General features: G+C 54.8%; 15 protein-coding genes and 1 tRNA gene. 9 read left to right on the forward strand and 7 right to left on the reverse strand.

Annotated features, from left to right (window positions below):
- Positions 1-11: 11 nt before the first annotated feature.
- Positions 12-563 (reverse strand): hypothetical protein, encoded by a 552-nt coding sequence (locus tag SV7mr_RS07345; protein ID WP_145270614.1) that lies wholly within the window; start codon positions 561-563, stop codon positions 12-14.
- 318 nt (positions 564-881) lie between these two features.
- Here SV7mr_RS07345 and SV7mr_RS07350 point away from each other — a divergent pair, with 318 nt between their 5' ends.
- Positions 882-5,999, forward strand: coding sequence for a serine/threonine-protein kinase (locus SV7mr_RS07350; protein ID WP_145270616.1), 5,118 nt, complete (start codon positions 882-884; stop codon positions 5,997-5,999).
- Positions 6,000-6,080: 81 nt separating this feature from the next.
- On the opposite strand, the gene SV7mr_RS07355 is transcribed toward SV7mr_RS07350, so the two are convergent.
- The 3 genes from SV7mr_RS07355 to SV7mr_RS07365 form a co-directional block, all read right to left on the reverse strand.
- Complete coding sequence (locus tag SV7mr_RS07355) at positions 6,081-6,500, reverse strand: hypothetical protein (RefSeq protein WP_145270618.1); 420 nt, start codon at positions 6,498-6,500, stop codon at positions 6,081-6,083.
- A 238-nt stretch (positions 6,501-6,738) separates the two neighbouring features.
- Entirely contained in the window at positions 6,739-8,574 is a 1,836-nt protein-coding gene (locus SV7mr_RS07360; protein WP_145270620.1) for a DEAD/DEAH box helicase, read from the reverse strand.
- Positions 8,574-9,149, reverse strand: coding sequence for a hypothetical protein (locus SV7mr_RS07365; protein ID WP_145270622.1), 576 nt, complete (start codon positions 9,147-9,149; stop codon positions 8,574-8,576). The genes SV7mr_RS07360 and SV7mr_RS07365 overlap by 1 nt, the downstream gene beginning before the upstream one ends.
- A 103-nt stretch (positions 9,150-9,252) precedes the next feature.
- Here SV7mr_RS07365 and SV7mr_RS25170 point away from each other — a divergent pair, with 103 nt between their 5' ends.
- Both SV7mr_RS25170 and SV7mr_RS07370 read left to right on the forward strand, forming a co-directional pair.
- The gene (locus tag SV7mr_RS25170) at positions 9,253-9,477 is read left to right on the forward strand and encodes a hypothetical protein (RefSeq protein WP_419188219.1); all 225 of its coding nucleotides are present in this window, start codon (positions 9,253-9,255) and stop codon (positions 9,475-9,477) included.
- A gap of 216 nt (positions 9,478-9,693) precedes the next feature.
- Positions 9,694-10,164: a hypothetical protein gene (locus SV7mr_RS07370; protein ID WP_145270624.1), complete on the forward strand. Its 471-nt coding sequence runs from the start codon at positions 9,694-9,696 to the stop codon at positions 10,162-10,164.
- Here the strand turns inward: SV7mr_RS07370 and SV7mr_RS07375 are convergent.
- Positions 10,161-10,469, reverse strand: coding sequence for a hypothetical protein (locus SV7mr_RS07375; RefSeq protein ID WP_145270626.1), 309 nt, complete (start codon positions 10,467-10,469; stop codon positions 10,161-10,163). The two genes, SV7mr_RS07370 and SV7mr_RS07375, sit on opposite strands and share 4 nt — an antisense overlap.
- A gap of 16 nt (positions 10,470-10,485) precedes the next feature.
- On the opposite strand from SV7mr_RS07375, the gene SV7mr_RS07380 reads away from it, so the two are divergent.
- The 4 genes from SV7mr_RS07380 (at position 10,486) to SV7mr_RS07395 (ending at position 15,409) form a co-directional block, all read left to right on the forward strand.
- Positions 10,486-10,559 (forward strand) — tRNA-Pro (locus tag SV7mr_RS07380).
- Positions 10,560-11,030: 471 nt separating this feature from the next.
- The gene (locus SV7mr_RS07385) at positions 11,031-11,519 is read left to right on the forward strand and encodes a putative adhesin (protein WP_419188220.1); all 489 of its coding nucleotides are present in this window, start codon (positions 11,031-11,033) and stop codon (positions 11,517-11,519) included.
- A 546-nt stretch (positions 11,520-12,065) separates the two neighbouring features.
- Positions 12,066-13,283 (forward strand): hypothetical protein, encoded by a 1,218-nt coding sequence (locus tag SV7mr_RS07390; protein WP_145270638.1) that lies wholly within the window; start codon positions 12,066-12,068, stop codon positions 13,281-13,283.
- 251 nt (positions 13,284-13,534) lie between these two features.
- Complete coding sequence (locus SV7mr_RS07395; protein WP_145270640.1) at positions 13,535-15,409, forward strand: dienelactone hydrolase family protein; 1,875 nt, start codon at positions 13,535-13,537, stop codon at positions 15,407-15,409.
- Positions 15,410-15,518: 109 nt separating this feature from the next.
- Here SV7mr_RS07395 and SV7mr_RS07400 read toward each other — a convergent pair whose 3' ends face one another.
- Together SV7mr_RS07400 and SV7mr_RS07405 are read right to left on the reverse strand one after the other, a co-directional pair.
- Positions 15,519-16,964, reverse strand: coding sequence for a DUF1501 domain-containing protein (locus tag SV7mr_RS07400; protein WP_145270642.1), 1,446 nt, complete (start codon positions 16,962-16,964; stop codon positions 15,519-15,521).
- 53 nt (positions 16,965-17,017) lie between these two features.
- Positions 17,018-19,906 carry a DUF1549 domain-containing protein gene (locus tag SV7mr_RS07405; RefSeq protein ID WP_419188221.1) on the reverse strand — a complete coding sequence of 963 codons (2,889 nt, stop codon included), beginning with the start codon at positions 19,904-19,906 and terminating at the stop codon, positions 17,018-17,020.
- Between the two features lie 44 nt (positions 19,907-19,950).
- Here SV7mr_RS07405 and SV7mr_RS07410 point away from each other — a divergent pair, with 44 nt between their 5' ends.
- On the forward strand, positions 19,951-20,919 hold the full coding sequence (locus SV7mr_RS07410; RefSeq protein WP_145270644.1) for a LysR family transcriptional regulator: 969 nt from the start codon (positions 19,951-19,953) through the stop codon (positions 20,917-20,919).
- A 185-nt stretch (positions 20,920-21,104) separates the two neighbouring features.
- The gene (gene gltB, locus SV7mr_RS07415; RefSeq protein ID WP_419188222.1) at positions 21,105-25,682 is read left to right on the forward strand and encodes a glutamate synthase large subunit; all 4,578 of its coding nucleotides are present in this window, start codon (positions 21,105-21,107) and stop codon (positions 25,680-25,682) included.
- Positions 25,683-25,780: the final 98 nt, after the last annotated feature.

The raw sequence follows: 25,780 nt of genomic DNA on the forward strand, positions 1-25,780 counted from the left end.
TCGTCAGGCGGTTATTGGGCTTTGGGGAACAGGCGATAGGCCTGGACCGAGGTGACGGTGAATCCACTTGCTTGGCGGCGATCGACTTCGGTATTGATTTCAGCGGTCAGATTCATAAACGATCGCTGAGTTCTGACTGGGGCCGTAAAGCGAAAGCGTTTGTTGTTTTTGGTTGCCAGAATCTCAATTTTCCATTTTGCGGATTCCCATGGCTTGTTTCCGCTCTTCGCTGCAGGTCCTTTTTGGTCCGCGAATGAGGGATCGATGATTTCGCACTCGTCACGTGGGCCCAAGCAGGTCATCAAGTCAATCGAGTAGATCGCAAAGTCTGGGCCTGCATCGAAGTTGTAAACGCAGGTCATGGCATCCATCTCCGTTTTCAGGCAGTTTGATCTAGCAATCACATCGGGTTGTCCATGCTTGTAAAAATATCCGACGGCCTTCCAACCGGATTGATTGTCTGGTTCCGAGGCAGGCGGCTCGTTGCCCTCTAAAGGCATCGCGACTGCAAGCAAAAGAAGGCAGGCTGTGCCGAAGAGCAAAAAAAAATTTCGTCGTTGCATGTTGAGTGAATCCTTAGAGGTTTGTGTGCATGGAATGATGGTTTGCCCCACAAGACAATGCACGTCGAGTGAATGATAAAGGCATTGTATTGGCGTCGAGACGCCGGTGTTGTGTGTTTCCGGTGCCCCCTGCCGGATTGCGGTAACTTCACGATTCGCGTAAAAAAGGAAAAGGTGTCGCTACCTCTCGCGTCTCTTACAAACCATTTGATTAATGGCAACGTTCGGTGCGTCGCAGTGTTCGGTAGTTAGAATGTCCTTCATTAGGCTTGCTGTTGTAAGTCTCTGAGCCAACCGCCTTTGCTTCGCTCGTCGCTTATGGATTCCGATCAGACTGCTGCTAATCACCTTTCCCATGACATTGAAGATCGCCGCAGACAGTTGCTGCTTGATTTCGAAGCCCAGTTTCGCAGTGAGGTGAAGCCTGAGATTGAAACGTTTTTTGTCCAACAGCACTTCGCTGGGACGCTGGCAGAGCGAAGGCTATTGCTCAATGATCTGATCGAGCTGGAGATGCGGCTGCGAAGAGAACAGGGCGAGCAGCCGGACATCGCTGAGTACACCGCTTGTTCTGCGGAAGCCTTGGCTCAGCCATCGGTCAACAAGACCGTTGGTGGCTGGGACGACGATTCAGAGGGTTTGGGTGAGCAAACCGCGGTGGTTTTGGATCGCTTGCCGATGGACTTTGGCGACTATCGATTGCTTCGCAAGCTTGGCGAAGGCGGAATGGGAGTCGTTTATGAAGCCGAGCAACGTGGCATGGGCAAACGCCGCGTTGCGATTAAAACCATTCGCGCAGTGGGCGATTCTGACGAGCGTGTTCTGGCTCGCTTTCGAATCGAGGTCGAAGCCGTCGCGCAGCTCGAACATCGACACATCGTTCCCGTGTATCACTTCGGCCAGCACGCGGGGGTTCACTATTATGTGATGAAGTTGATCGAGGGGGCCAACTTGAGGCAGTTGGTGAAAACCCTGCGACGGGTCACCGAGGATTCGTCGGCTGGATTTGCTGTCGGAGAAGCTTTGGCAGAATCAAACAGTGAGGCTCTGGTCACACGTCAAGTTTTGGCCGATCGATCACGGTCACGATCAGCGCATTCCTCCGGTTGGTCCAAGGCCGAAACGTTGGCGTCGGAGGACATGCTGGAGGAAATTGCTCAGAATGGCTCCACGGCAAACCCACTATTCATGCAATGCTTTGTCCGAATGGCGTTGCAGGTCTGCAGCGCGTTGCAGCACGTCCACGAGCGCGGCCTGCTTCACCGTGATATCAAGCCTGCCAATTTTTTATTGGATCGCGATGGCGATGCTTGGCTGACGGACTTTGGATTGGCCAAGATCGGTGACCAGACGGCCCATTCAATGCCTGGCGGTGTCATGGGAACTTATGCTTACATGAGTCCTGAGCAGGCAATGGGCAGTCAGCGGGTCTTTGTCGATCATCGAACGGATATCTATTCCTTAGGGGTGACGCTGTATGAACTGTTGACGCTAAGACGCGCGGTCCAAGGTGATTCGATCGAAACCTTGTTGCACGCGGTCCGTTTCGAATACCCAGAGCCGATCTGCCAGATTGATCCCAAGTTGCCCAAGGACTTGGAGACGATCATCATGAAGGCGATGTCCAAGGATCCCAATGCACGTTTCCATTGTGCGGAGGACATGGCGTTGGAACTGCAACTGTTCCAGCATGGCAAGCCGCTAACGATCCGGCCGCCATCGTTGGTTGAACGTCTTGGCTATTGGGCTCGTGCCAACCGTGGTGTCGTGGCTTCTATAGTGGCGATCGCTGCGGTGCTGTTTGTCGCTGCGATGGTCAGTGTTGGAATCTTGCTTCGGGCCAACGGTGAAATTGCCAAGGCATTCGAGTCGGAGAAGGAACAAAAGCAGATTGTCGTTCAGCAACGCGATAAGGTTGAGCGATTGTTGGTGCAGTCTGACGGCATGCGTGTGGCGGCACAGTCGGTGCTGCAGCAGCAAGAGGATCCCGAACTCGCGCTGTTGTTGGCCATTGAAGCCGCAAAGTTGCATCCCGGTATCGAGGCAAACTCTGCACTGTTACAGGCCGCGGAGTTGGCGCACGAATTACGGCGATTCAAAACGCATTCAACCGCGGTTGGGCATCTCAGTTTTAACCATGCAGCAAACCGGTTGGTGACCGCCGTTCAAATGAAGCCTGCCAATGTCAAGCAACCACCAGAGCCAGCGATTGTCTGGGATCCATCGACCGGTCAGCAGCTTGGCAAACTGAACGGAGCTCGCACGATCACATCAACCGCCTTCAACCCCGATGATGATTTCGTATTGACAGCCTCCGTCAACGGTTTGGCGACTCCCCTGTTTACAAAAGTTGACGCCGATAGCATTGCCCAGGCAACATTGTGGGACGCACGTCGGTTTGAACCCCTGGTCACGTTCCCAGGGTCAAGGCTTCGCGTTGCCAAGCCGTCTGCGTTTCATCCCGAAGCAGAACAGATTGTGTTGCCCGCGACGGGGAATGATGCAATCGTCTATGGCTTCGATGGGCAGAAATTGCAGACCCTCTCAGGGCATCAGCAACCAGTGATTCATGCTAGCTACAGCGGAAATGGCCGCCGAATTCTGACCTGTTCCAGTGATCGGCAAGTGCGTGTCTGGGATGCAGAATCGGGCCAGGAACTGGCTGTGCTTTCTGAAAGCAAAGTAGGGGGAGGCAAAGTGCTGGTCGATGGAGGGGCTGCCGTCGAAATCAGTGACAACGGGCAGTATGTGCTGGTCTTTTCTGGAGATGGTAGGGGCAGTGTGTGGGATTTGTTTGATCCAGCCGGTCCGCAAAAGAGGACATTGACCGGATACAGTGCGGCGCAGTTCATTGGCCCTGGTGATGAACTGTTGGCGCACGGCCTGTTCAGCGTCGCTGGCGCCACGGCGGTCGCTTTAGCACCCCTTGGCGCTTTGGACCAAGCAAAAAATCTGCCCGTCTCCAGTGGCGTGCTCAATTTGACCGTTGGTTCAAACGGAGAATTTGCCGTTTTGCAAGGATCTCGTGATCGCACCGAACTGGAACTATGGGATCTGGAAAACCGTCGTTTGCAACGAACGTTTCGGCATGATAGCGTGATCCATTCCCTGGTCCTCTCACCTGACCAACGCTGGATTGTTGCCGCCGCTGGAAAGGGGGACGTGGCCATTTGGTCAACGCATGACGCCATGTCACAGGTCGCTTTTCAGCACCGGTCAGCCAGTAAAGCTAGCTTTATCTCGACTCAGTCTCAGGGCAGTCAGCTGGGGTTGATCTCAAACCGTGGGCATTCGTTTCAACTACGAATTGACGGCGATTCACTTGCTGATCGACAGCGATGGACGGGAGAGGTTTTGGCGCCAGATACCAGCCATTTGCTGCAACGTCTGGATCATGAGCTTTCCCTCGTTCCCTTGGCGGGCGGAAGAATCAAGCGAGCACGGGTTGGTCCTCGCGATCGAGCCCTGGCAATTGGCCCAGAGGGGAAACTGGTTGCGCTAAAGAAAGATGGTCAGCGCATCATGGTGTGGGATTCGGAATCTGATACACGACGTTTTTATGATGTTGAAGAAACGGGTGAAGTTTGGGCTGTTTTCAGCGCTGACACGAACCAGCTACTGGTTGTGTGTCACTCGGGAAGCGTTCAACTATGGGATTTGAAGACCGCAACCATTACAAAACAGCTTCGACTCGCGGGACGCTTGCAAAGAGTTCGCCAGTCCTGCGCGCTTAGTCAGTTTGCCGTTGAATTGGATAACGGTGAAGTCTGCGTCATCGATGCGCGAACACCGGAGCTCGTTACCAAAGTTGCTGAGCCTGGTAAGAAAACACGAGGCCTGTGGTTTGGTCCTCGAGGCGATCAATTGATCATCAGCCTGTCCGGTGACGAGGGACGGATCGAGGTCTGGGACCTCATCACAAAGCAGCGGATTAACCAGCGTTCAGTGCCCAGGGTTTCTGCCGTCGCCCCTCATCCGCACGAGCCGGAAATCTTGATCGGCAGTTTGACTAACGGTGCCTTGCTATGGAACTATCAGGCGGACAGCGTGCGGACGATTACGTCTCAGCCGCAGCGGTCTGCGTGTTACTCTGTCACAGGCGAGCAGTTTTTTCTGGGGTCGATTTGTCCAAGTGAAATCGATCCAGCGTTTGCTGAGCTTCCCGAAGCCCTTCGTCGTCGGATCACTCAGCCTGATGCGACTGAGATTTCACGTTGGGATCGTGCAACATTGATGCAGGACCAGAGTCGTTCCTTCCCAGGCGCGATTTTGACCGGGCAAATGAAGGCGACTACCGATGGGAGCTTGTTGGTTTCAATGAGCTCAAATGGAATCGTCGTGACCGATGCAAACGAATTGTCGGCGCAGAAACTCTGTCAGGGACATGCTCAACAAATTACCGCTGCGCTCTTTGACCGTGAAGCACACAGCGTGTTGACAACAGGACGCGATGGACGGATCTGTCGTTGGGAATGTCAATCCGGTCGGCTCTTGCAAGCCTGGTATCATTCACGATCCATTGGGTGCGCAGCCTTGAAGCCTGATGGATCATTACTAGCCAACGGAGATGATGAGGGCGCCGTGACCGTTTGGCAAATTCAAACGCCAGCGGCGGAGGAACCCCGGTCTCGTGAGGTGTGCTGGTTTGAGGCTCCCGTTCGCAGTGTCGCACTCAGTGACGATGGTTCTTCTTTAATTGCGATTGATGATGCGGGTGTCTGGCAATTGATCGATCTTGCGACTGGAAATCAAGCCAACGTGAGTGACATTTCCGAGGCGGTTCAGTGGGCCGAGTTCTCCGCTGACGGGAAACACTTGCTTGTCTTAACAAAATCGCGTGCGACGGTGTGTGTCCTGGAGGTTGCAACTGCGTTTGGCAACAACTCGCCTCGTTTCAAAGTCGTTCATCAGGGCAAGTTGATCGTGGACGCGCAGTTCGATGCCACCGGGCAGCGGATCGCGATTCTAGAACAGAGCGTAGATGGTGGTGGTCTGACGCTATGGGGGAAGGAACTGGCGGGGCATACGGTCTTTTTTAAACATGGCTTTGATGCTGGCACAATGTCCTCTGTCCAGTTTGATGCCAGTGGTCAATTTTTGATCGCTGCCGGCGCCAAGGGGTATTCCGTCTTGCGGATTGATACCGGAGAACGTTGGCTCGAAGGCGAAGGCAGACTGTATCGATTCGATCGTGCTCACCAGGCAGAACCTTTTACCCAGGGCAAACTGGATTGGCTTATCCGACGAAATTCACAAGCCAAGACAGCTACGCTGGTGCCCATCGATCCGCTCGAATTCGCCAAGACAATCGTCGTCCCTGCGTTGTCCGATGAAGACAAGCAGCAGTACCTGATTGGCGAACACTCAGTCGCAAAGCGAGCCACTGGCTTGGGATCGCAGGTTCGAAACGAAGGACGCACGTTGACGCAGGAGTAACGGTCCTTGATTGGTCACTCGAACGATGCGCGTCCGGGGGACCGTGAACTGCCAACGTGCTGGGGCGGATGTTACGGGTGATTAATCCGCAAGTTTTGAAGCCGTCACTTTGTCGATTGCCGGACGTTGAGCGTAAAAGTCTTTGAGAAAGCCGTTCATGTCTTTGGCATTGTTGATTTGGCGCGATTCAGTGCGAACCGCTTTTTCCTGGCCCTTGGAACCAACGAGTTGCCACATGCCGGGCTTTAAATTTTCAGCGGCTGGTTGTGCTTGGGCCCCTTCAGGTTTATCTGTTGTCGCTGCTGCAGCACTGGTGACGCCATCGCATGTCTCGATGCTGTATCCAATAAGCGAGTAGCCGTCCGGCGTGTTTTCATAGGCGTTATAGAGCGCGGCGGTTTGGTCGCCGGGGTAACCACAGCCACTGTCCCATTCAATGTCAAACGGAACGGTGCTGGGGTCGTTGGCGTATCCTTGTGCGTGGCAGATGTAATTGTCCACGGTGTGCCCTGTTTGGGTTGCAGTGTCGTCAATGTGAATGATCGTTCTGCCAACAGGTTACCCATACGGAGCAGCCAGCGGGTGATGGTGAGGATGGGAATTCACGATCGCGATCAATTAACAGAATGATTGACCCCAGCAATAACACCTCTGGTCAAGCCATTGATGCGGCATCCACTGAATGAGTCACGGCATCGAGGCAGTGGATGGTGTGCAGTCGTTTGGCACAAGAGAGAGGTCAAGCGACTTTCTTTCCACAGGGAGCACGCAAATCGAACAAGCCAAAGATTTCTTCTCGCGTGAGGCCTGCATTTCTGGTGGGGCCATCGTGGCCGCTGAACAACGCGTCAAACATTTCGCGTTTCTGATCCAGGACATCATTGATGCGTTGTTCGATGGTTCCGGCTGCCATCATCTTGGTGACGGTGACGGCGCCGGCGGCACCCAGGCGATGTGCTCGGTTGATTGCCTGATCTTCGATCGCCGGATTCCACCAGCGATCAAAGAGGAAAACGTATTCGCAGAATTGCAGGTTCAGACCAACGCTGCCAGCGCCATAGCTCATCAAGATGACGTGGCTATTGGGATCACTTTTGAATTGATCAATGACCACATTGCGTTTCTTTTGTGGGATCTTGCCGTGGTATTCCAGCGGCCCATACGGCTGTAGGGCATCTTTGATTTTGTCCAGCGACTTCACCCACTGACTGAACACGATCGCTTTTTTGCCACTGGCTGCGACTTCATCAATGTCCGCCACCAGACGCTCCAGTTTGCAGCTCGCGCCCGTGACGGGATCGAAGTTGCAGATCTGCTTGAGACGCAGGACGAGTTCAAACACGTGTTGAATGGTGAGTGATTGTTCAAGATTTTCGAGGTGCAAAACGCCTTCTTGCTCCGCCGCTTCGTAAGTGCTCCATTGTTCCGGCGTGAGATCCAGGTCTGCGTCTCGGTACAGTTTGGGCGGCATGTCGTCCAGCACCATGTCCTTGGTGCGTCGCAAGATAAACTCGCCGGCTTGTTTCGCCATCTGATTCACCGGCATTCCGGGTTTCAGGTAGCCGGGTGACAGGAATTCAAACACGCCCACTAAATCGTCGGGACAGTTTTCGACGGGGGTTCCAGTCAATGCCCAGCTGCGAGTTCTGGAGATGCTGCGGACCGTCTGCGCAGTGGTGCTGCTGCGGTTCTTGATTCGCTGGGCTTCGTCTAACACGACGAGATCAAAGTGCAGGCCAAGTTCGTCGATGGTGGATTGATCACGCATCAGCAGTTCATAGTTTGCCACTTTGACGGGAACGTTGGGCGATTGCCACTGAAAGCTGCGTTTGGCCGAGTTGCCTTCGATCGCGGCAATCGGAATCTCCGGCGCCCAGACACTAAACTCTCGCAACCAGTTGGTCACCAGAGGCTTGGGGCAGATCAGCAGGATACTGCGTGCTTCACCACTGCAAAGCAATAAGCGGATCGTGCTGATGGCCTGCATGGTTTTTCCAAGCCCCATTTCGTCAGCGAGAATGGCTGCGTAACGCGGGAATAGAAACGCCATGCCATCGAGCTGATACGGGAAGGGTTCAAACGGAAAGTTCAGTTGCCCGCTACCGACCAGCAGATCCAGCGGCGGCTGCAGCATGTAGTACAACCGATCTTGTAGCTTGACGATGTCCGACGGTGGCTTGATGCGATGGTGTTTGTTCTTGCCTTTTTGGGGCTTCTCTCGTTTTTGATCGTCTGCCGGTATGGGGGGCGTGTTGGCCTTGGGTTTCGGATTGGCGGGCGGCGTCCAGGCTGCTGCTTCAGGGAACACAAAGCTGCGACACTTGGCTTGAATTTTAGGCAGACGAATCGGCAGCGCCATCGTCTCCAAGGCGGCAAGCTCGTATTCACACAACTCGGCCTGCAGCACATCGTCGACATGCCAGCTGCGTGAGGTGTCGACTGCTGCGACCAGATCACTGGCAGCGCGCGTTGCAGCCGATGCCGCACGGTTCGGTGCTGTCCCTGTTTTGGAGTCAGTCGGCGTTTGAGTTTCGGCGGTCGGTTGCTGCTGGCGATGAAGCTTCGGGAATCGCATCACGCAGCCTGAGCTTTGGGACGAGAGAGCTGAGAATGGGCCTCGTTAATCGCTTGCCGAATGCGATCAAAAGGTTCGCTGGGATCGGAGAGACTCTCAAACTGCGGCAGCAAGGATTCCACTTTGGGCACTTGTTCCATGGGCACCCAAAACGTCTTGCCTGCCAGCGTGACCGGTTGCATTCCCGATGGGCAATCATTGCCAATCACTTGCAGCTGTTCGGAATTGTGTGCCGATTCTTCTTCACGCTCGCAAGCCAACGCGATCGGACAGCGAACGTGAGGTTCGACCGCCAAGGCTTTGGCATCATCACAGCACAGCAAGCCAATTTTGCTTTGGCAGCGGGCGGCCAACAGTTTGCCGATCACTTCACCAATCACATGGTCACGAAGCGTGGGGCCAAACAGGATTTGGTGTGCTTTAGACGGACGGACTGGCAGCGTGCACTGAAATTCAATGGGGCGACCATTGGGCTGCAGGACAAGCATGCCACCAGTCCAACCGGTGGCATCATCTTCAACGACGGCAAAGTAGCCAATCGCAAGGGGTTTCTTTTTGGGAGAATCTTCTGGCATGCGCGTCGGCACCACATGTGTCTAGAGCTGGTTGATCCATCACCGTGAAGGCGATCGATGCGGGAACCAGCACTCAAGCACACGAACAAACTGGGAGGAAAACATGAAAGCAACGTGGCGGCGACAAGCGGTCACTGGGAGTGTGAAACGCAGCGCTGTGAAACTTGATTGGATCACAGCGATCGCAGAACTTCAATCACTTGTCGCATCGCTAGGTGTCGGCGTTCGGGTCGTGCCGACTTTAACGCTGACAGGGCTTCGAGGGCGACTTCTCCAGATTGGTGATCTGGTCAAACTTGGTGGGCGAATGACGTCGAAGTCACCGTGATATTCCCGATAGGTTACGCAAGGCGTCGCACCAACTGGAAATTTAGGCCATGAAGGATAAAATTCCCTTCCGCCCTAAAGATGCGAGTTATACTGGCGGCTTCACTCCCTCAGTGGAGTGTCTTGCTCAAGCGAATCGGTGTCTTTTCTCGCTATTGCGGCACCAGGCAATGCTAGCGCAACTCCGGTCCATGCTCCTTTGAAGGAATTCCTGTTCATGTCGTCTTACGATCAAGAGCCCTTGTCCCCCGTGTTTCGAATTGATGTTTCCGCTGACTCTGACGCGGCAGCGGACTCTCGCAAATCGGGTGCTCAGTTGACCATTGATTTGCTGCGTCACTTGGTGGCCGGGCAGCGGCAACAAAATCAATTGTTGGAACAGTTGGTCCAGCAACAAAATGCCGCCAACGAGCAGCGTGCCAACGAGTTGCAGCAATGGAAGGACGCGAATCCAGAATTGGCTTCGTCGTGTCGCCGAGCCGCCGAAACACTCAGCCGCGTGCAAACCCAGTTCCTCGACACTTTGACCGAGGAGATCGCTGATGGTGAGGAGAGCTTTGAAGAGAGCGAATTCATGTTGAACGAATTCGTCGATCGCTTTGGCCCTCGATTGGCCCATCTCAATGGTGTCCTGCAGGTCCTCGCCCAACTTGGCAATGCTCAGCCAGTCCAACAGGACAATATTTAGGCATCGCAGCTGCTTGGCAGCACGGTGAGTTCATGGTTCGCCCGGTTCACGCCTCGCACGGGATGTTTGAGCCTTGAGAGCCGAGCAAAAGCGGATCTGTTTTCGTTGATCTGCTCCTCTAAAAAGCCAGCAAACGAGTGAATTTTCCTCGTTTGGCCGGCAGCAAATGCCGCAGGCGGGGCTGGGGAGCGCCAGAAACAAAAAAAAGTTTCGTGATGCCGCATCATTCTGGCAAGTGAACCTTTTCGCCAGAGAGAAACTCTTGTAATCTGTGCGGCGTCGTCAGGGCAGGTATCAACCGCCACGACTGACAATTCCTTTCGGGGCGTAGCTCAGCCTGGTAGAGCGTCTGGTTTGGGACCAGAAGGTCGCACGTTCGAATCGTGTCGCCCCGACTCAAGGACCTCGTTTCGGCGAGGTTTTTTTATGCGCTGTGCATCACGCTCTGGCCAATCTCCGGTTGCTGGGAGCTGAATGAGCTGTGGTGACAAAAACGCTGGACTTGCGCCGCTGCTAGCAGGCCGTTCGGTGGCTTGCGACTCGAGAGGCATCGCTGGCTTGCGCAGCTTTCTTGATCAGCCCTATTGGCGATGCGATGCAACCAAATCGTAAATGTCATCACCCTAACCTCTCTGTTGTCGAAGATTTCGACTCTTAACCGCAGCGTTTCTGAGTTGCGATCAATGGGGGCAAACGAGACGGTTTTCGGTTGCAAATACTTTGCGTTGATGTCGTCGTTGCTCTACGGTTCCAAACAGAGGACGTGTTTCATCGGAGCAAACTTTGTTTCCTCGCACCCAGGCTGGTGTTTTCTGCCAATCTAGTCATGCACATCACATTGAAGGTTTATTCCCGAGGGTATCCATATGGACATGCAGCAGGTCAAGCATTTTAATGTGTGGAAGCACGGTCAGAAATTCGGCAGTGAAGCTGTGTTACTGACGCACGGCGGATACTACACAAAAAATGGGATGGAAGGCCTGCCCTCCTCCGTCTATTTCTATGCCCCCCATACGGTCAGCATCGGCTTTGAACAGGCATATTACATTATCGAATACAATAACGCAAACAAGGCGACATCGATCTCTGGGCCAGAAACTGCGATTTGGAATTACTCACTGCGGGAACTTACAGTTCCTGAAGCGACTACCATCTTTATTGCGTGGAAGAGACAGGAAAAATGGGATTGGTGGTCGGTCAAAGGCGATAAGATTCAGACGATGAAAACCCTCAAGGCAGCCATGCATTCGACAGGGCATACGTACGATAAGATTCACTTCCTGTGTTGCCGAATCTGGTATGATGTCAAGCCACCAGAGAAATTTGGTGCCCTCGAGCCCCCCAAGGAAAAGTGAAGCGTGCACCGAGTTGAACACGCTGGGTTGAACGCAGCGGTCTGAGCAAGTGAAGCAAGGAGCGTCATCGTGTTGGCGTTCCATTGGCTTGGTTGAGACAAAGACCATTCATCGAAGTCCATGGTGTTTTCCTCGCTCCGCAGGTTGACGCTTCTTGGTTGCGAACCTGGGGCTTCTGTCTTTGATTCCTTCGCCATTACCTGGAAGGGGCCGTTCTTGACGCGGTTGTCCATGCCTCTCGGGCGCTCAGTGGTTTAGTGCTTGGTTGTCTTCGTGTGAGCCCCTTTTTCACACGTTTGATGCTGCTCTGTGAAGTGTTCGATCAGCGACGTCGGCGTTCGCTGTGGTGCATTGCCGTTTCGTTACAGGAGGGGTCGCTCAACGTGACAGCTGGCACCCCAGCGATGCCGCAAATGTAAGACAAGTTTTTTTTCGGCTGCCCCGCCTAAGGGATTCGTTGCAACATCGTTCACTTGATGCCAGGCTGTGTTGTTTGCATGGACACCGAGGCTTCTGTTTGATCGCGACTTTTTATGGGGCAATGCTATGGTTCAGTGCTTGTTGATGATGGCGGTTTGTTGGTGGAGTCCCTTTCAGGTCCGTTCGGCTCAGTCGCCGGAGGATCACGATGATGTCCAGCGTCCTGTATTGCAGCGAGCAGAATTCGAACCGAGCGATTTGTCAGGCCCCGTCCCAGAAAAAGAGTCGCCGTCGGTTGCCAATGAATCCATCGCCACTGAATCTCGACCGCGGGCTCCCGCCGGTTCGTTGAACATTGGCTTTGCCTATGATCCCGGTCAAGGCAAGTATGACGGCGCTGTCGGACGGCCTGGTGATGTGTGGAACTTCGTTGACATCGGCACCACCGCCGTTGACTACCTCCGCCACGCAGATGCTAGCGGCAGTTCCGCTCGGCTCCGTGTTTCCAAGTCGGATGGTGAATGGGCGGTTAAGACAGACAATCAGATCTTCCGTGGTTACATCTACCACAATTGTCAGTGTGTTGATCTGGAGGTTTCGATCCTTGATTTACAGCCCGGCCGTTACCGGGTCTTGGTCTATGCCCATGGTGATGCGGCAAATCAAAATGCTTCGATTGAAATGCAGGTTGGCGAGGAAAACTATGGACGTCGGTCGACGTCCAAAGCAGTTGACGCTGACTTTCGCTCAAGCATGCTTGTTGACGGTGTGCATTACGTCAGCTTTGAGATCCTGGTCTCAGCGGGCGAAGACGTTCGCATCACCAGCCATCGAGACGGGAGTGGCTATTCGATGTTCAACGCCATTCAATTGGTACCCATTCCGAAACCGAGTCAACAGGCACGCGTCAAACCCGCCATGCCACAGGCTCCGCAGAAGCAGATTCCCGCTGTGCTGCAGACTTTCTTCAAGGGACTGAGCAATCAAGACGCCGAAGCGATCAACCGTGTGGTGGCCGAAAAGATGATGATTGTCAGGACCAGCGACGAAGTCGCAAGAGCGACGCTTCCCAAAGACACGCTGTTGATCAAGCCACCCAAGCGTGTTCGCAACTGGTCCTTTGCCGCGGTTCGTGACGTTGAAGTCCTGCCATCAACGACTGCAAATCGAATCGCCCATGTACGATTCGATTTGCAATTACTTCGGGGCCCTGACGCCGACGAATTGGGGATCAAGACGCGAAGTTTCAATCGGTTGCAACCGCTGCTCAAGTACCCAGCCTCGGCGGTCATGCTCTGGCAAGAGGGGCACTGGAAGATCCAGTTATTGACGCTGCCGATCTAGTGGCCGCGCCCGCGACGACTCTCATGAACTCTCTTGGTCGCGGGGCTGTGCAGCGAACATGCTCCCCGTTTTATAGGTGGGAACGGCTTACAGGTGGGAACAATAGACCGTCAGCAGCGGGGTGGTGGTCCGGACCGGGGGGCAGGATCTTTTCGAATTCCCGCTTTGACTACACTGTCTGGCTGTGCTGGCACACGGACCGTGATCTTTGCCAGCTAAGTTCTTTCATTGTGATTGTTTGAGTGATTGAGATGCGGTGTTGTTTGAGCTTGCTTGTTGGTTTGTTATCGGTGGGGTTTTCGTTCGGCCAGTTGGTGGAGACATTGCCTCCGCTGGCCGATGGAAAGTCACCTCAAGATTTCCAGCAGATGTGGAATGGCTTTGACCCACAAGCAGAGCCGCTTGAAGTAGAAGTCTTGCATCAGTGGGAAGAAGACGATGTTGTGCTCACGGTGCTGCGATATCGCGTCGGGGTCTTCAAAGGTCGAACAGCCATGCTGGCGGCCGTTTACGGGTATCCCAAAACTGCCGTGACGACGCCCATTCCAGGCTTGGTGCAGATTCATGGCGGCGGGCAATACGCCGACTACAAGGCTTGCTTGACCAATGCCAAACGTGGGTACGCGACGATCTCGTTAGCCTGGGCTGGGCGAATCAGTGCTCCGGGATATCAGGTCAGTCCCGCTGAAGTGAAGTTGTTTTGGAACGGGCAAACCGATGCACCCAACTACCGAGTCACAACGGACTGGGGCGCAGTCGATGGCTACCATGCTCCTGGACGCAACCCACGCAATCATTTCCCAAGTGCTGGGCCTGCAGAATGGACGCTGGACAGCATTGAGTCACCACGCAACAGTGGTTGGTTCCTGTGCGCGTTGGCTGCCAGACGCGCGCTGACCTTTCTTGAGCGTCAACCTGAAGTGGATCCGCATCGTCTGGGTGTCTACGGCCATTCAATGGGTGGCAAGCTAACTGTTTTGACCTCGGTGGATCCCAGAGTCAAAGCCGCGGCACCTTCCTGTGGCGGCATCAGCGACCGCGAGAATGAAAGTGCCGTTTTTCGTGCCACACTTGGCGATGGAATAAGCCTGCAACAGATCAAGTGCCCGATCATGTTCCTGAGCCCGGCGAATGACTTTCATGGACGCATTGGTGACTTGCCAAAATCGGTTGCGGAGCTGCAAAGCAAAGCGTGGCGTGTGACCTGTTCTCCGCACCACAATCATCAAGACACCTCTGAATATGAAGTCGCGACACAGTTGTGGATGGATCAGTATTTGTATGGTCGCTTCCAGATGCCTGCGACGCCGCAAACCGAGTTGCAGCTTGAAACCGAGGATTCGATTCCGCGTTTGACGATCAAGCCCGATGTCGGACACAAAGTCCTGGGCGTTGATGTGTATTACACGTTCGACGGCAAAGCCAATGAGGGACCACAGGATCGACTCGACACCATGCATCGTTTTTGGCATCATGCGTCAGCAACCCAACAAGGTGACCAATGGGTTGCTCAAGTGCCGCTGACGACCACTGAGAAACCGCTGTGGGTGTATGCCAATGTTCGCTATCCGCTTGAGCAGAAGATCACTGCTGCGGGATACTACTATGGGATCTACGAAGCGGATCAGTTCAACCTGTCGTCTCTGATCACTAGGGTGCCCGCTGAAACCTTGGTTGCCGCAAAGGCCAAGGTGACTTTGATGCCTACCAGCTTGATCGATGATTTTCAAACGAGTTGGCAACATGACTGGTTTGCCTATCGCGAGCCAAACTGGGCGAAAACAACCAACAAGTTACGTGACTTGCGATGGCAACCGCCAAAGGATGCTCAGCTTGTGCTGGAGGCTTCTTCTCCGCAGCCAAATCAGTTGGTGCTCTTGATGGACCAGTACGCCGCAGTGGTCAAATTTGCAGGCGGCAATGAAAAGCAGGAGTTTGTGTTCAAGCCGAGCGATTTCAAGAACCATGACGGTGAACGTTTGGCCCATTGGAACGAAGTGCGGACGCTTAAATTGAGTCCGGCAGAACGCTTGCGACCGGGGCGGGGATCTCAGGATCCCGCAACGCTGTTGGGCGGGCAGTGGAAAGGTGACTCACCCACCTTTCACGAGCTGCGTTGGGAGTGATCGGGGTTCGTTCGTAGGGTGCCGTGCTTGCACCACCGATTGCTCAGTAGGGTGCCGTGCTTGCACCACCAAGTAACACGCACGCTACGTTGCTGTGGTGTGATCGGGGTTAGGCGATGATGGGTTCAATGGGGTGACCGAATTCTTTTTCGAGTCGCTTGCGGCCGGGGATGGCCAGGTCCCTGGAGTTGAGGCCCAGTTGATGTAGCAGTGTGGCGTGAATGTCGGTGACGTAGTGGCGATCTTCAACGGCATGGAAACCGATTTCGTCGGTCGCCCCGTGAGCCAGGCCGCCTTTGATTCCGCCGCCAGCCATCCAAACCGAAAAGCCATAGGGATGATGATCGCGGCCGGTTCCTTTTTGTGCTCCTGGCGTGCGGCCAAATTCGGTCGCCCAGACGACGATGGTCTCGTCCAGCAGACCGCGTTGTTTCAAATCAGACAGCAGGGCGCCGATGGGTTGGTCAACTTGTTTGCAAAGTCGACTGTGGCTGGACTTTAGGCCGCTGTGAGCATCCCACTGCCCTGCTCCGCCGTTGCTGCCATGGTAGACCTGCACAAAACGAACACCACGTTCGACCAACCGCCGCGCGGCCAGCATCTGTTGTCCAAAGGTCTTGGTTTCTTTTTGATTCAGCCCATACATTTCCTGCGTCTGTTGCGTTTCGTCTTGAAAGCGAACGATTTCTGGCACCGCCATTTGCATTCGAAAGGCCAATTCATAAGAACGCATGCGAGCGCGGATGGCTTGGTCGTCAGGGTACTGTTGGGCAGTGATGGTGTTGAGTTTCCGCAACAAGTCAAACTCGCCGCGCTGTTCTTCCAGCGACACCTCTTTAGGAGGTTTGGCAAACGGGAGCGGATTGGCTGGATCGATCTTCAGCGGAATGCCATCGTACTGCGGACCAAGGTAGTTGGCACGATGCGCTTCGACACCTCCACAGCAGTCCGCCACGGGGGTTCCCATCACGACGAACTTCGGTAGGTTTTCGTTCAATGATCCGAGGCCATAATTGACCCAGGATCCGATGGTGGGAAAGAAGCCATCAACGCGGTGTCGGCCCGTGTGAAACTGGAGCTGGGCGCCATGGTTGCTGTCTTCTGTCCAGACCGATCGGATCAGGCACAAGTCGTCAGCACGCTTGGCAACATGAGGCCACCAATCGCTGATCTCTAATCCGCTTTGCCCGTGTTTCTGAAAGCCAACTTGCAGCGGATAGATCTCTTTGCGAATGAATCCATTATTGGGGTCAAAGGCAACGACGCGTTCGTTTGCCAAGAATGGCGACTTTAGAACCGGGGCATAGGGCGATTCGTCAATTGTCTTGCCCGCATGCTGATTGAGTTCAGGCTTGGGATCAAAGGATTCCATATGGCTGGTGCCGCCGATCATAAACAGCCAAATCACATTCTTTGCCTTGGGCGCAACCTTGGCAACCTCAGCGGCAATGGCTGTTTGCTGGTCTTGCTCTAGCATGCCTGCAGCAGCAATGGATCCAAAGCCAAGCCCCAGATCGCGTAAGAATGATCGTCGAGTGGAATCGAAGGCATGCATGGTTTCGTTGCCTGATGTGTCGTGTGCAGCAGGGGTGGTTTGCCAACCATGCGCTAACGCACGGTGATGAAGTCGTTGTGGTTGATCAGAGCATGAACCAAGTTTTCTTTGGCTCGTTGTTCGGGTTCGCTCGAGGCTGGGATGTCGGCTTTGGCCGTGCCTCCCAAAAGGGTTCTGGTGGAACCCTTGAGCAGTTCCGTTTGGTCGCTCAGGAATTCCTGGCAGGCGGTGATTTCTGCGGAGGCCGCCTGCCGGCCAAGAATCGTTTCGAAGGCCAGTGCGATGAAGCTATCGTCCGCTTCTGAATCCTTTGCGTCCTGAACCAGTTGGCCAGCCAGCTTGCGAGCTTGTGACCACGCGAGGTTGCTGTTGGCGAGCGACAAGGCTTGCTGAGGCACGATGCTGTTGCTGCGCCGGTAGCATTCGTTCGGTCCCGCGCCATCGAAGAGAACCAGCATCGTCATCTGTTTTTCATAGGCGTGGCGAAAGTACAGGCTGCGTCGCGGTTTGGTTTGGCCTTGGCTGTGATCCAGGTCGGGGCCGCCGGTGGTGGTGTCCAGGCTGCCGGCAATGTGCAGCACGCTGTCGCGAATCGCCTCCGCCTCCAAACGCCGGACGTTGGCACGCCAATAAAACTTGTTCTCAGGATCAAGCTGCCGATTGGATTCTGCCACCGATTCTGCTGACGATGAAGCGCGTTGGTAGGCATCACTGGTCACGATCAGCCGGTGCACGTGTTTCATGCTCCAGTTGTGAGCGGTCAGTTCGGTCGCCAAAAAGTCCAGCACGTGCTGCTGCTGCGGCGGCGGTGATCGCAGTCCAAAGTCGAACGTGTTTTCGACCAAAGCTTGACCGAAGTGCCAGCGCCAAAGGTGGTTGACGGCAACGCGAGCGGTCAACGGATTCTCTTCACTAGCAATCCAGTTGGCCAACGCCAAGCGACGACCGGTCGACTGCTTGGGGTAAGCTTTGCCAACGGAGGAGTACTTGGCATCGGTTTTCTTGGCTTCGTTGGTTGCCTTGGTCAACTGCTGCTCTGCATTGTCGACGGCTTTCCTGGCGTTCTTGATTGCCGTTTCCTGTTTCTTTTCGTCCTCGTTGTCATTCGTGGTCACACTGGCGAGTTGTTGTTGCTTTTCAGCCAGTTCTCGCTTGGCTTTGGCGACACGGTATCGGCGTTCGGCGGCGGCGGCGGATTGGGCGAGTTCGTTGGGGGCGGTGGACGGGGCCTGTTGAACGCCATACAGGGCTTTGTCGCCATACAGGGCTTTGTCGGCGGCCCAGCGAGCTTGCAGCGAAAGCAACTCCTGGCGAGCCTCTTCTCGCTTCAATTCCACGATCGAGGGTTCGTCGGATTGGGAGTCCTTCGCCGCTTGGGGTGGCTGTTGTTCGAGCTTGGTGAGCTTGTCTTGCGCTTGCTTGATCGCTTCCGCTTCCACGTACGGTTTTAAGGCAGGGAAGATGGCTTGTGCTGGCAGAGAAACCGGGACGGAGTTTAGTTCGCTTTGAAAGACTGCTGGCAGTGCCGCCGTAACAGGAGACTCTTTGTCGTAATGCTTTTCATTGCCAGCGATGTAGAGAAAGGTCTTGGCGTCCGGTTGGGAGTCATAGACTCGTGGGATTCCTGCGGCATTTAAGTTTGGTTGGCCGGGCAATCGGAACGTCCGAACATGGTGTGGTTCAAAGATCGCCCGCATGGCATAGTATTCGTGCTGGGTGAGCGGATCGTATTTGTGATCATGGCACCGGGCGCAGTTGATCGTGGTGGCCAAGAAGGCTTTGCTGGTGTGTTCGACGGTCGCGTCTAGCCAGATGTTGCGATTGCTGTTGTGGTAGTTGCGAGCCAAGAACCCGGTTGCTCGCAGGACTTGAGGGTCCTGTGGGGCCAGTTCGTCACCGGCGATCATTTCCACGACCATGCGGTTGTAAGCTTTGTCTTCATTGATCGATTCAATGATCCAGTCGCGCCAGTGCCAGATGTGTCGTTGGCTGCCACGGAGCTGATTCTTGTAGCCGCTCCAATCGCTGTAACGCCACACATCCATCCAGTGCCGGGCCCAGCGTTCGCCATGACGTGGGCTATTGAGTAACTCGTTGACAAGTGACTGGTAGGCATCAGCCGAGTCATTGTTGACAAATGCCGCGACTTGCTGTGGTGTCGGTGGCAGGCCAATCAGGTCAAAGTACAGTCGCCGCACCAAGTTGTGTTTGGAAGCGGGGCCCAGGGGTTTCACGCCCGCCTGCTGTTGCGTGCGAAGGATCAACTGATCGATTGGATTGACGCTCGAGGCCTCCAGTCCGGCGGGGGACTGTGGCAGTTGATAGGCCCAGTGGTCCTCCGGGCGACTGGGGATGGGTTCGTCATCGGGCGCGCTCAGACCTTCGTTGATCCATTGTTTGAGCAGTTGAATTTGTTCGTCGGTTAGCTTCTCGCCTTCACCTTCGGGCGGCATTCGCAGGTCGGGATCCGCGCTGCTGACGCGTTCGATCAGATCGCTTTTCTCAGCTTGACCAGAGACAACCGCCTGGGAGTCGCGAATCAATGCAGCGGCGTCGAATCGAAGTTCAGCTTCCTGTTTAAGGGCACCATGGCAAGCGCTGCATTTCTCATGCAACAGTGGCTTGATGTCACGCTGGTAGTCCACATCAGCGGAAGCCGGGACAGGGCTGATCAGAAGGGTCCCAATCAACGCAGGGGCCAAAGCGTGCCAATACGCTCGCATGATGATTCTTGGAGAAGAGAGGTAGGTCAGCGGGCAGGAGGGAACCACCAACATACCAGTTTGGCGGTACAGACGGGGCCTCGCCAGCGTCGGAGAGCGAGATGAACAGGCCTTTACGGTGCTGATGGTTCCCTTGATTGGCTTTAGCGGGGCGATCCATCCGGGTGCCTTGACGAGTGTTTTTCCGGCGTTTAGTTTTCGCATAAGAGTTCGAAACATTCTGGAACCTTACTATTAGGAAAGCTAATAAAGCTTTGAGGCTTGTGCAACTTCGTGCTTTGGAAATTTTTAGTGATGTCGCCCAGCGGCGCAGCTTTTCCAAGGCGGCCGATGCGCACGGCATTTCGCAGAGCGCCGTCAGTCAGGCGATGCATCATCTGGAGGATTCTCTGGGTGTGCAGTTGATTGACCGATCCACTCGGCCGTTATCATTGACGGCGTCTGGGGAGGTGTTTCACCAGGGGTTGCAAGACGTGCTGGTGCGAATCCGTCGACTGAAGGACGAGGTGTTAGCGGTTGCCAGCGGAGTCAGTGGGCTACTGCATGTCGCGTCGATCTATTCGGTCGGACTGAGTTACATGCCAGAGGCTCAGGCGGAGTTCCTGAAGCGTTTTCCTGATGTTGAAGTGCAGATTGGTTTTGGACGAAACGAAGCGGTTTTAGAAGACGTCATCAGTGGCCAAGCAGAGCTTGGCTTGGTGAGTTTTCCTCGGAGCACCAAAGAGTTGATCGCGGTGCCTTGGCAGAAAGAGCCGTTGAAACTGGTCTGTGCCCCACAGCATCGATTGGCTGCGAAGTCTGAGGTAACCCTTCAAGACATGAACGGCATTGAGATGATTGGGTTTGACCAGAGTTTAGAGCTCCGGCAAATGATTGACGCTCGGCTAAAAGAGTTGGGAGTCAAGGTGCTGGTGCGAAATGAGTTTGACAATGCAGATTCGTTGGTGCGTGCAATTCAGGCGAGCAACGGAATTGGATTGTTACCCGAGGCAGCGGTTCGTCGCGAGACGGCCCATGGTTCGCTGCGGGTGGTGGCTTGTCGAGAGCTTTGCATGACTCGGCCGCTGGGCATCGTTTATCGACGTCTTCAGCGCCCTAGTCAAGCTGGATATGAGTTTGCATCGATGTTGCTTGGGCGTCCGTTGGAACCGGATCGCGAAAAACGCAGCAGCGGGCATCGCAAATCGCTTGCCGAATCGGATTCCTCCAGCGGCACTTCGGTGGTTGCCTGAGCAAACCGGCAAACGCATTGAAGCGTTTTTTTCCAAGACAGCGACGACCTGAATCACAGCCGAATCCTCCATCCTCCATTCCTAATCCCCCATCACGCGTTCTTCACCAGCGTTAGGTTGCTCCACCGGAAAACGGGGCCGCAGCTGATGCGAACGCAGACCTAAGAATTGACATTGCGACTGCCATGACAATGAACAACCAAGCACCGACACACGGTTCGCTCAAGCACTTGCCCGAGGCTCAAGGCCTTTATGATCCACAGCATGAAAAGGATGCCTGTGGTGTTGGCTTCATTGCCCATATCAAAGGTGTTCCCAGTCACCAGAACGTGATCGACGCTGACGAAATTCTGTGTGCGATGGATCACCGAGGGGCATGCGGTTGCGAGCCGAACACCGGAGACGGTTGCGGCATGATGTGTGGCCTGCCTCACGACTTCTTGGTCAAGGTAGCCAAGTCTGATTTGGGCGTCGACTTGCCAGCGCAAGGCAGTTACGCGGCTGGTTTGGTGTTTTTGCCACAAGACGACAAAGAGCGTGCCTTCTGCAAAGAAACCATCGAAGGCTTGATCAGCGAACGCGGTCAGGTTTGTTTCGGTTGGCGGGATGTGCCTCAGGAAACCGACCTCGCCGACGTCGGGCCGACCGCCCGAGCGGCTGAGCCGGTGATTGAGCAGTTGTTTGTTGGAGCGGCCGAGGGATTGACCGGGGACGCCTTCGAGCGTGAACTGTACATCATTCGCAAGCGAGCCAGTCATCTGTGCCGTGGCAGTAAAGACCTGTCGCAGGCGTTGATGTTCTACATTTGTTCGCTCAGCACGAAGGTCATCATTTACAAGGGCATGCTGACTCCGGCTCAGTTGTTGCCTTACTATGCCGACTTGCGTGATCCAGACTTTGCCACTCACTTGGCGATGGTGCACAGTCGTTTCAGCACCAACACCTTCCCAAGCTGGGACCGTGCTCAGCCCTTGCGATTCATGAGCCACAATGGCGAAATCAATACGCTGCGTGGTAACAGCAACTGGATGAAGGCGCGGCAAGGGAACGCTCAGAGTGAGCTGTTCGGTGACGAGCTGCAGAACCTGTTTCCAGTGGTCGAGCCCGACTGCAGTGACTCGGGAACCTTTGACAACGTGCTTGAGTTCTTGTTAATGAACGGCCGAACCTTGCAAGAGGCCATCATGATGATGGTTCCCGAAGCATGGCAAAAGCACGAAACGATGAGCGAGGACAAGCGAGCCTTCTACGAGTACTTCTCGTGCATGATGGAACCCTGGGACGGTCCCGCGTCGATCGCCTTCACCGACGGCCATTACATTGGAGCAACCTTGGACCGGAACGGGCTGCGTCCCAGCCGGTACTACGTGACCCATGATGATCGCGTGATCATGGCCAGCGAAGTGGGTGTGTTGCCAGTTGACCCCGCGATCGTGAAAGAAAAAGGGCGTCTGCAACCAGGCAAGATGTTCCTGATCGATTTCGAAGAAGGACGCTTGATTCCCGACGAGGAGCTCAAGTCTTCCTTCGCAAAAGCCAAGCCCTTTGGCGAGTGGCTTCGCACCGAACGCATTCGTTTAACTGATTTGCATCCCGAGAAAGAAGCACACGGATTCGATAGCGAAACGCTGCTCAATCGCATGCAGGCCTTCGGTTACACCACCGAAACCATGAACTTCATGCTGCGTCCGCTGGTTCGTGACTTGCGTGACCCCGTCGGTTCGATGGGCAACGACAGTGCGATTGCTTGTTTAAGTGACAAGCCGCGGATGATTTATGACTACTTCAAGCAGTTGTTTGCACAGGTGACCAACCCCGCGATCGATTCGATTCGCGAAGAGGTCATCATGTCGCTGGAGTGTTACATCGGGCCTGAGCAGAACTTGCTTGATGCGACGCCAGCACACTGCCATCGCCTGTTGGTTGATCATCCGATTTTGACCAATGAAGAGCTGGCAGCCATTTCACACATCAATCATGAAGGCTGGAGCAGTCGTGTGATCGACATCACGTTCGATCGCAGCGAAGGCAAGGCGGGCTTGCAGAAGACGCTTGATCGCGTGGCTGCTGAGGCTGAAGCGGCCGCCGATGCAGGCATCCAGTTGGTTGTCTTGTCCGATCGCAATCTCGGTCCGGACCGCGTGCCCGTAAGTGCCTTGCTGGCCACCGGTGCAGTTCACCATCACTTGGTCCGACAGGCCAAACGAACGCAGATTGGCTTGGTGATTGAATCGGGCGAAGCTCGTGAAGTGCATCACCACTGCTTGCTGATCGGCTATGGTGCCGACGCAATCAACCCGTACTTGGCGTTTGAAGCCCTGTGGCAGGCCCGCCGTGATGGCTTGATGGATCCCAGCCTTGATGATGACAAAATCGTCGCTGCGTACCGCAAGGGCGTCGCCAAAGGCATGCTGAAAGTGATGGCCAAGATGGGCATCAGCACGCTGCAAAGTTACAAAGGTGCTCAAATCTTTGAAGCGCTTGGCTTGCGTGATGAAGTCATCGAACGCTGCTTTGTCGGGACTGCCAGTCGAATTCAAGGTGTTTCCTTTGACGTGCTCGCTGAAGAAACCTTGCGTCGTCATGAACTGGGTTATCCAGAACGCAGTACAGAGAAGCTGCCAGCACTGCCTAACTTGGGTGAATACCACTGGCGTGCCGAAGGTGAGAAGCATGCCTGGACACCCGAATCGATTTCCAACCTTCAGAACGCCGCTCGTAACAACAACGAAGACGCGTACTGGAAGTTTTCCGACAAGATCAACAAAGACAACCGGTCGCGTTGCACCTTACGCGGTCTGTTGGGTTTCAAGGAAACCGGCAACTCGATCCCGTTGGACGAAGTGGAATCGGCCAAGGACATCGTCAAGCGGTTCTGCACCGGTGCGATGAGCTTCGGCAGCATCAGTGCTGAATCTCATGAGGCTCTAGCGATCGCGATGAACCGTCTGGGCGGCAAGAGCAACACGGGTGAAGGCGGAGAGGATCCCGCTCGATTCCAGACGATGGACAACGGCGATTCGAAGCGGTCGGCGATCAAACAAGTGGCTTCGGGACGATTCGGTGTCACGATCGAATACCTGACCAATAGCGATGAGATCCAGATTAAAGTTTCTCAGGGTGCTAAGCCCGGTGAAGGCGGAGAGTTGCCCGGTCGGAAGGTCGATCAAAACATTGCCCGCATCCGTTACAGCACGCCAGGCGTTGGCTTGATCAGCCCTCCGCCACACCACGACATTTACTCGATCGAGGATTTGGCACAGCTGATCCACGACTTGAAAAACGCCAACCGAACCTCACGGATTAGCGTCAAGTTGGTCAGCGAAGTCGGTGTCGGTGTGATCGCCAGTGGTGTTGCCAAAGCGTTTGCCGATCACATCTTGATCTCAGGCGACACTGGCGGAACGGGAGCCTCGCCGCTGACCAGCATTAAGCACGCTGGTCTGCCATGGGAATTGGGCATCGCTGAGACGCATCAAGTTTTGGTGCTGAATGATTTGCGCAGCCGGGTTGTTCTGCAGACCGACGGTGGCTTGAAAACGGGCCGGGATGTTGTGATTGCCGCATTGTTGGGTGCCGAGGAATTCGGTTTCTCAACCGCGCCGCTGATCACCATGGGCTGCATCATGATGCGGAAGTGTCACTTGAACACATGCCCGGTGGGAATCGCGACGCAGGATCCTGAACTGCGAGCCAAGTTCACCGGCAAACCGGAGCATGTTGTCAACTACTTGTTCATGGTTGCTGAAGAAGCACGTCGCGTGATGGCTGAACTCGGTTTCCGTACCATCGAAGAAATGGTCGGCCGTAGCGATGTCTTGCACACCGACGATGCGATCAGCCACTGGAAGTCAGATGGATTGGATTTGACGGCGATTCTGAAAGTCGCCGCCAAGCCGCGTCCCGAAGTGGGTGTGATCTGCAGTCAAGCACAGGACCATGGCTTGGAAAAGTCGTTGGACCTGTCCAGCTTGCTCGCACAGGCTCAGCCAGCGATCGATACCAAACAACCTGTCGTGATTGAATCGCCGATCATCAACATTAACCGAACCGTTGGCACGATCATCAGTAACGAAGTCGCCAAGGTTCATGGTCAGGCTGGATTGCCAGATGACACGATCCATTTGAAACTGACGGGTTCTGCCGGACAGAGCTTGGGCGCGTTCTTGGCTCACGGGATCACAATCGAGCTGGACGGGGATGCGAACGACTATGTTGGCAAAGGTCTCAGTGGTGGACGAATTGTGATTTATCCGCCGAAGGTCAGTAGCTTCAACTCGGAAGACAATATCCTGATTGGAAACGTTTGTTTGTACGGTGCCACCAGTGGTGAAGCCTTCTTCCGCGGTCGCGCTGCGGAACGGTTCTGTGTTCGCAACAGTGGTGCTAGAACCGTTGTCGAAGGCGTGGGCGATCACGGCTGTGAATACATGACCGGCGGCCGAGTGGTTGTGCTGGGCGAAACCGGACGCAACTTCGCTGCAGGCATGTCTGGCGGGGTCGCTTACGTTTGGGATCGCGAAGGCGACTTCAACCTGAAGTGCAACCTGGCAACCGTTGAGCTAGAGCAAATCGAAGCTGGCGAAGAAGAAGCCGAGGTCAAAGACTTGATCACTCGCTTCCAGTCTTACACCGGTAGCGAAGTCGCTGGTGAAGTGTTGGCAAACTGGGACATGTTCCTCAGTCAGTGTGTCAAGGTCATGCCAACCGACTACAAACGCGTGCTCATGGAGCAAAAAGCTCAGCAAGTCGCCGTCAGCTAATCTTGTCGGTGCAGTAACCACCACGATTCATTTAGGTTCCTGTCTTGGATTCCCCACGCCCAACGCGGCGTCACCAAGCCAGGCAGGAACGATCATCA

Origin of the sequence: Stieleria bergensis (assembly GCA_007745635.1) — a bacterium.
Classification (GTDB): domain Bacteria; phylum Planctomycetota; class Planctomycetia; order Pirellulales; family Pirellulaceae; genus Stieleria; species Stieleria bergensis.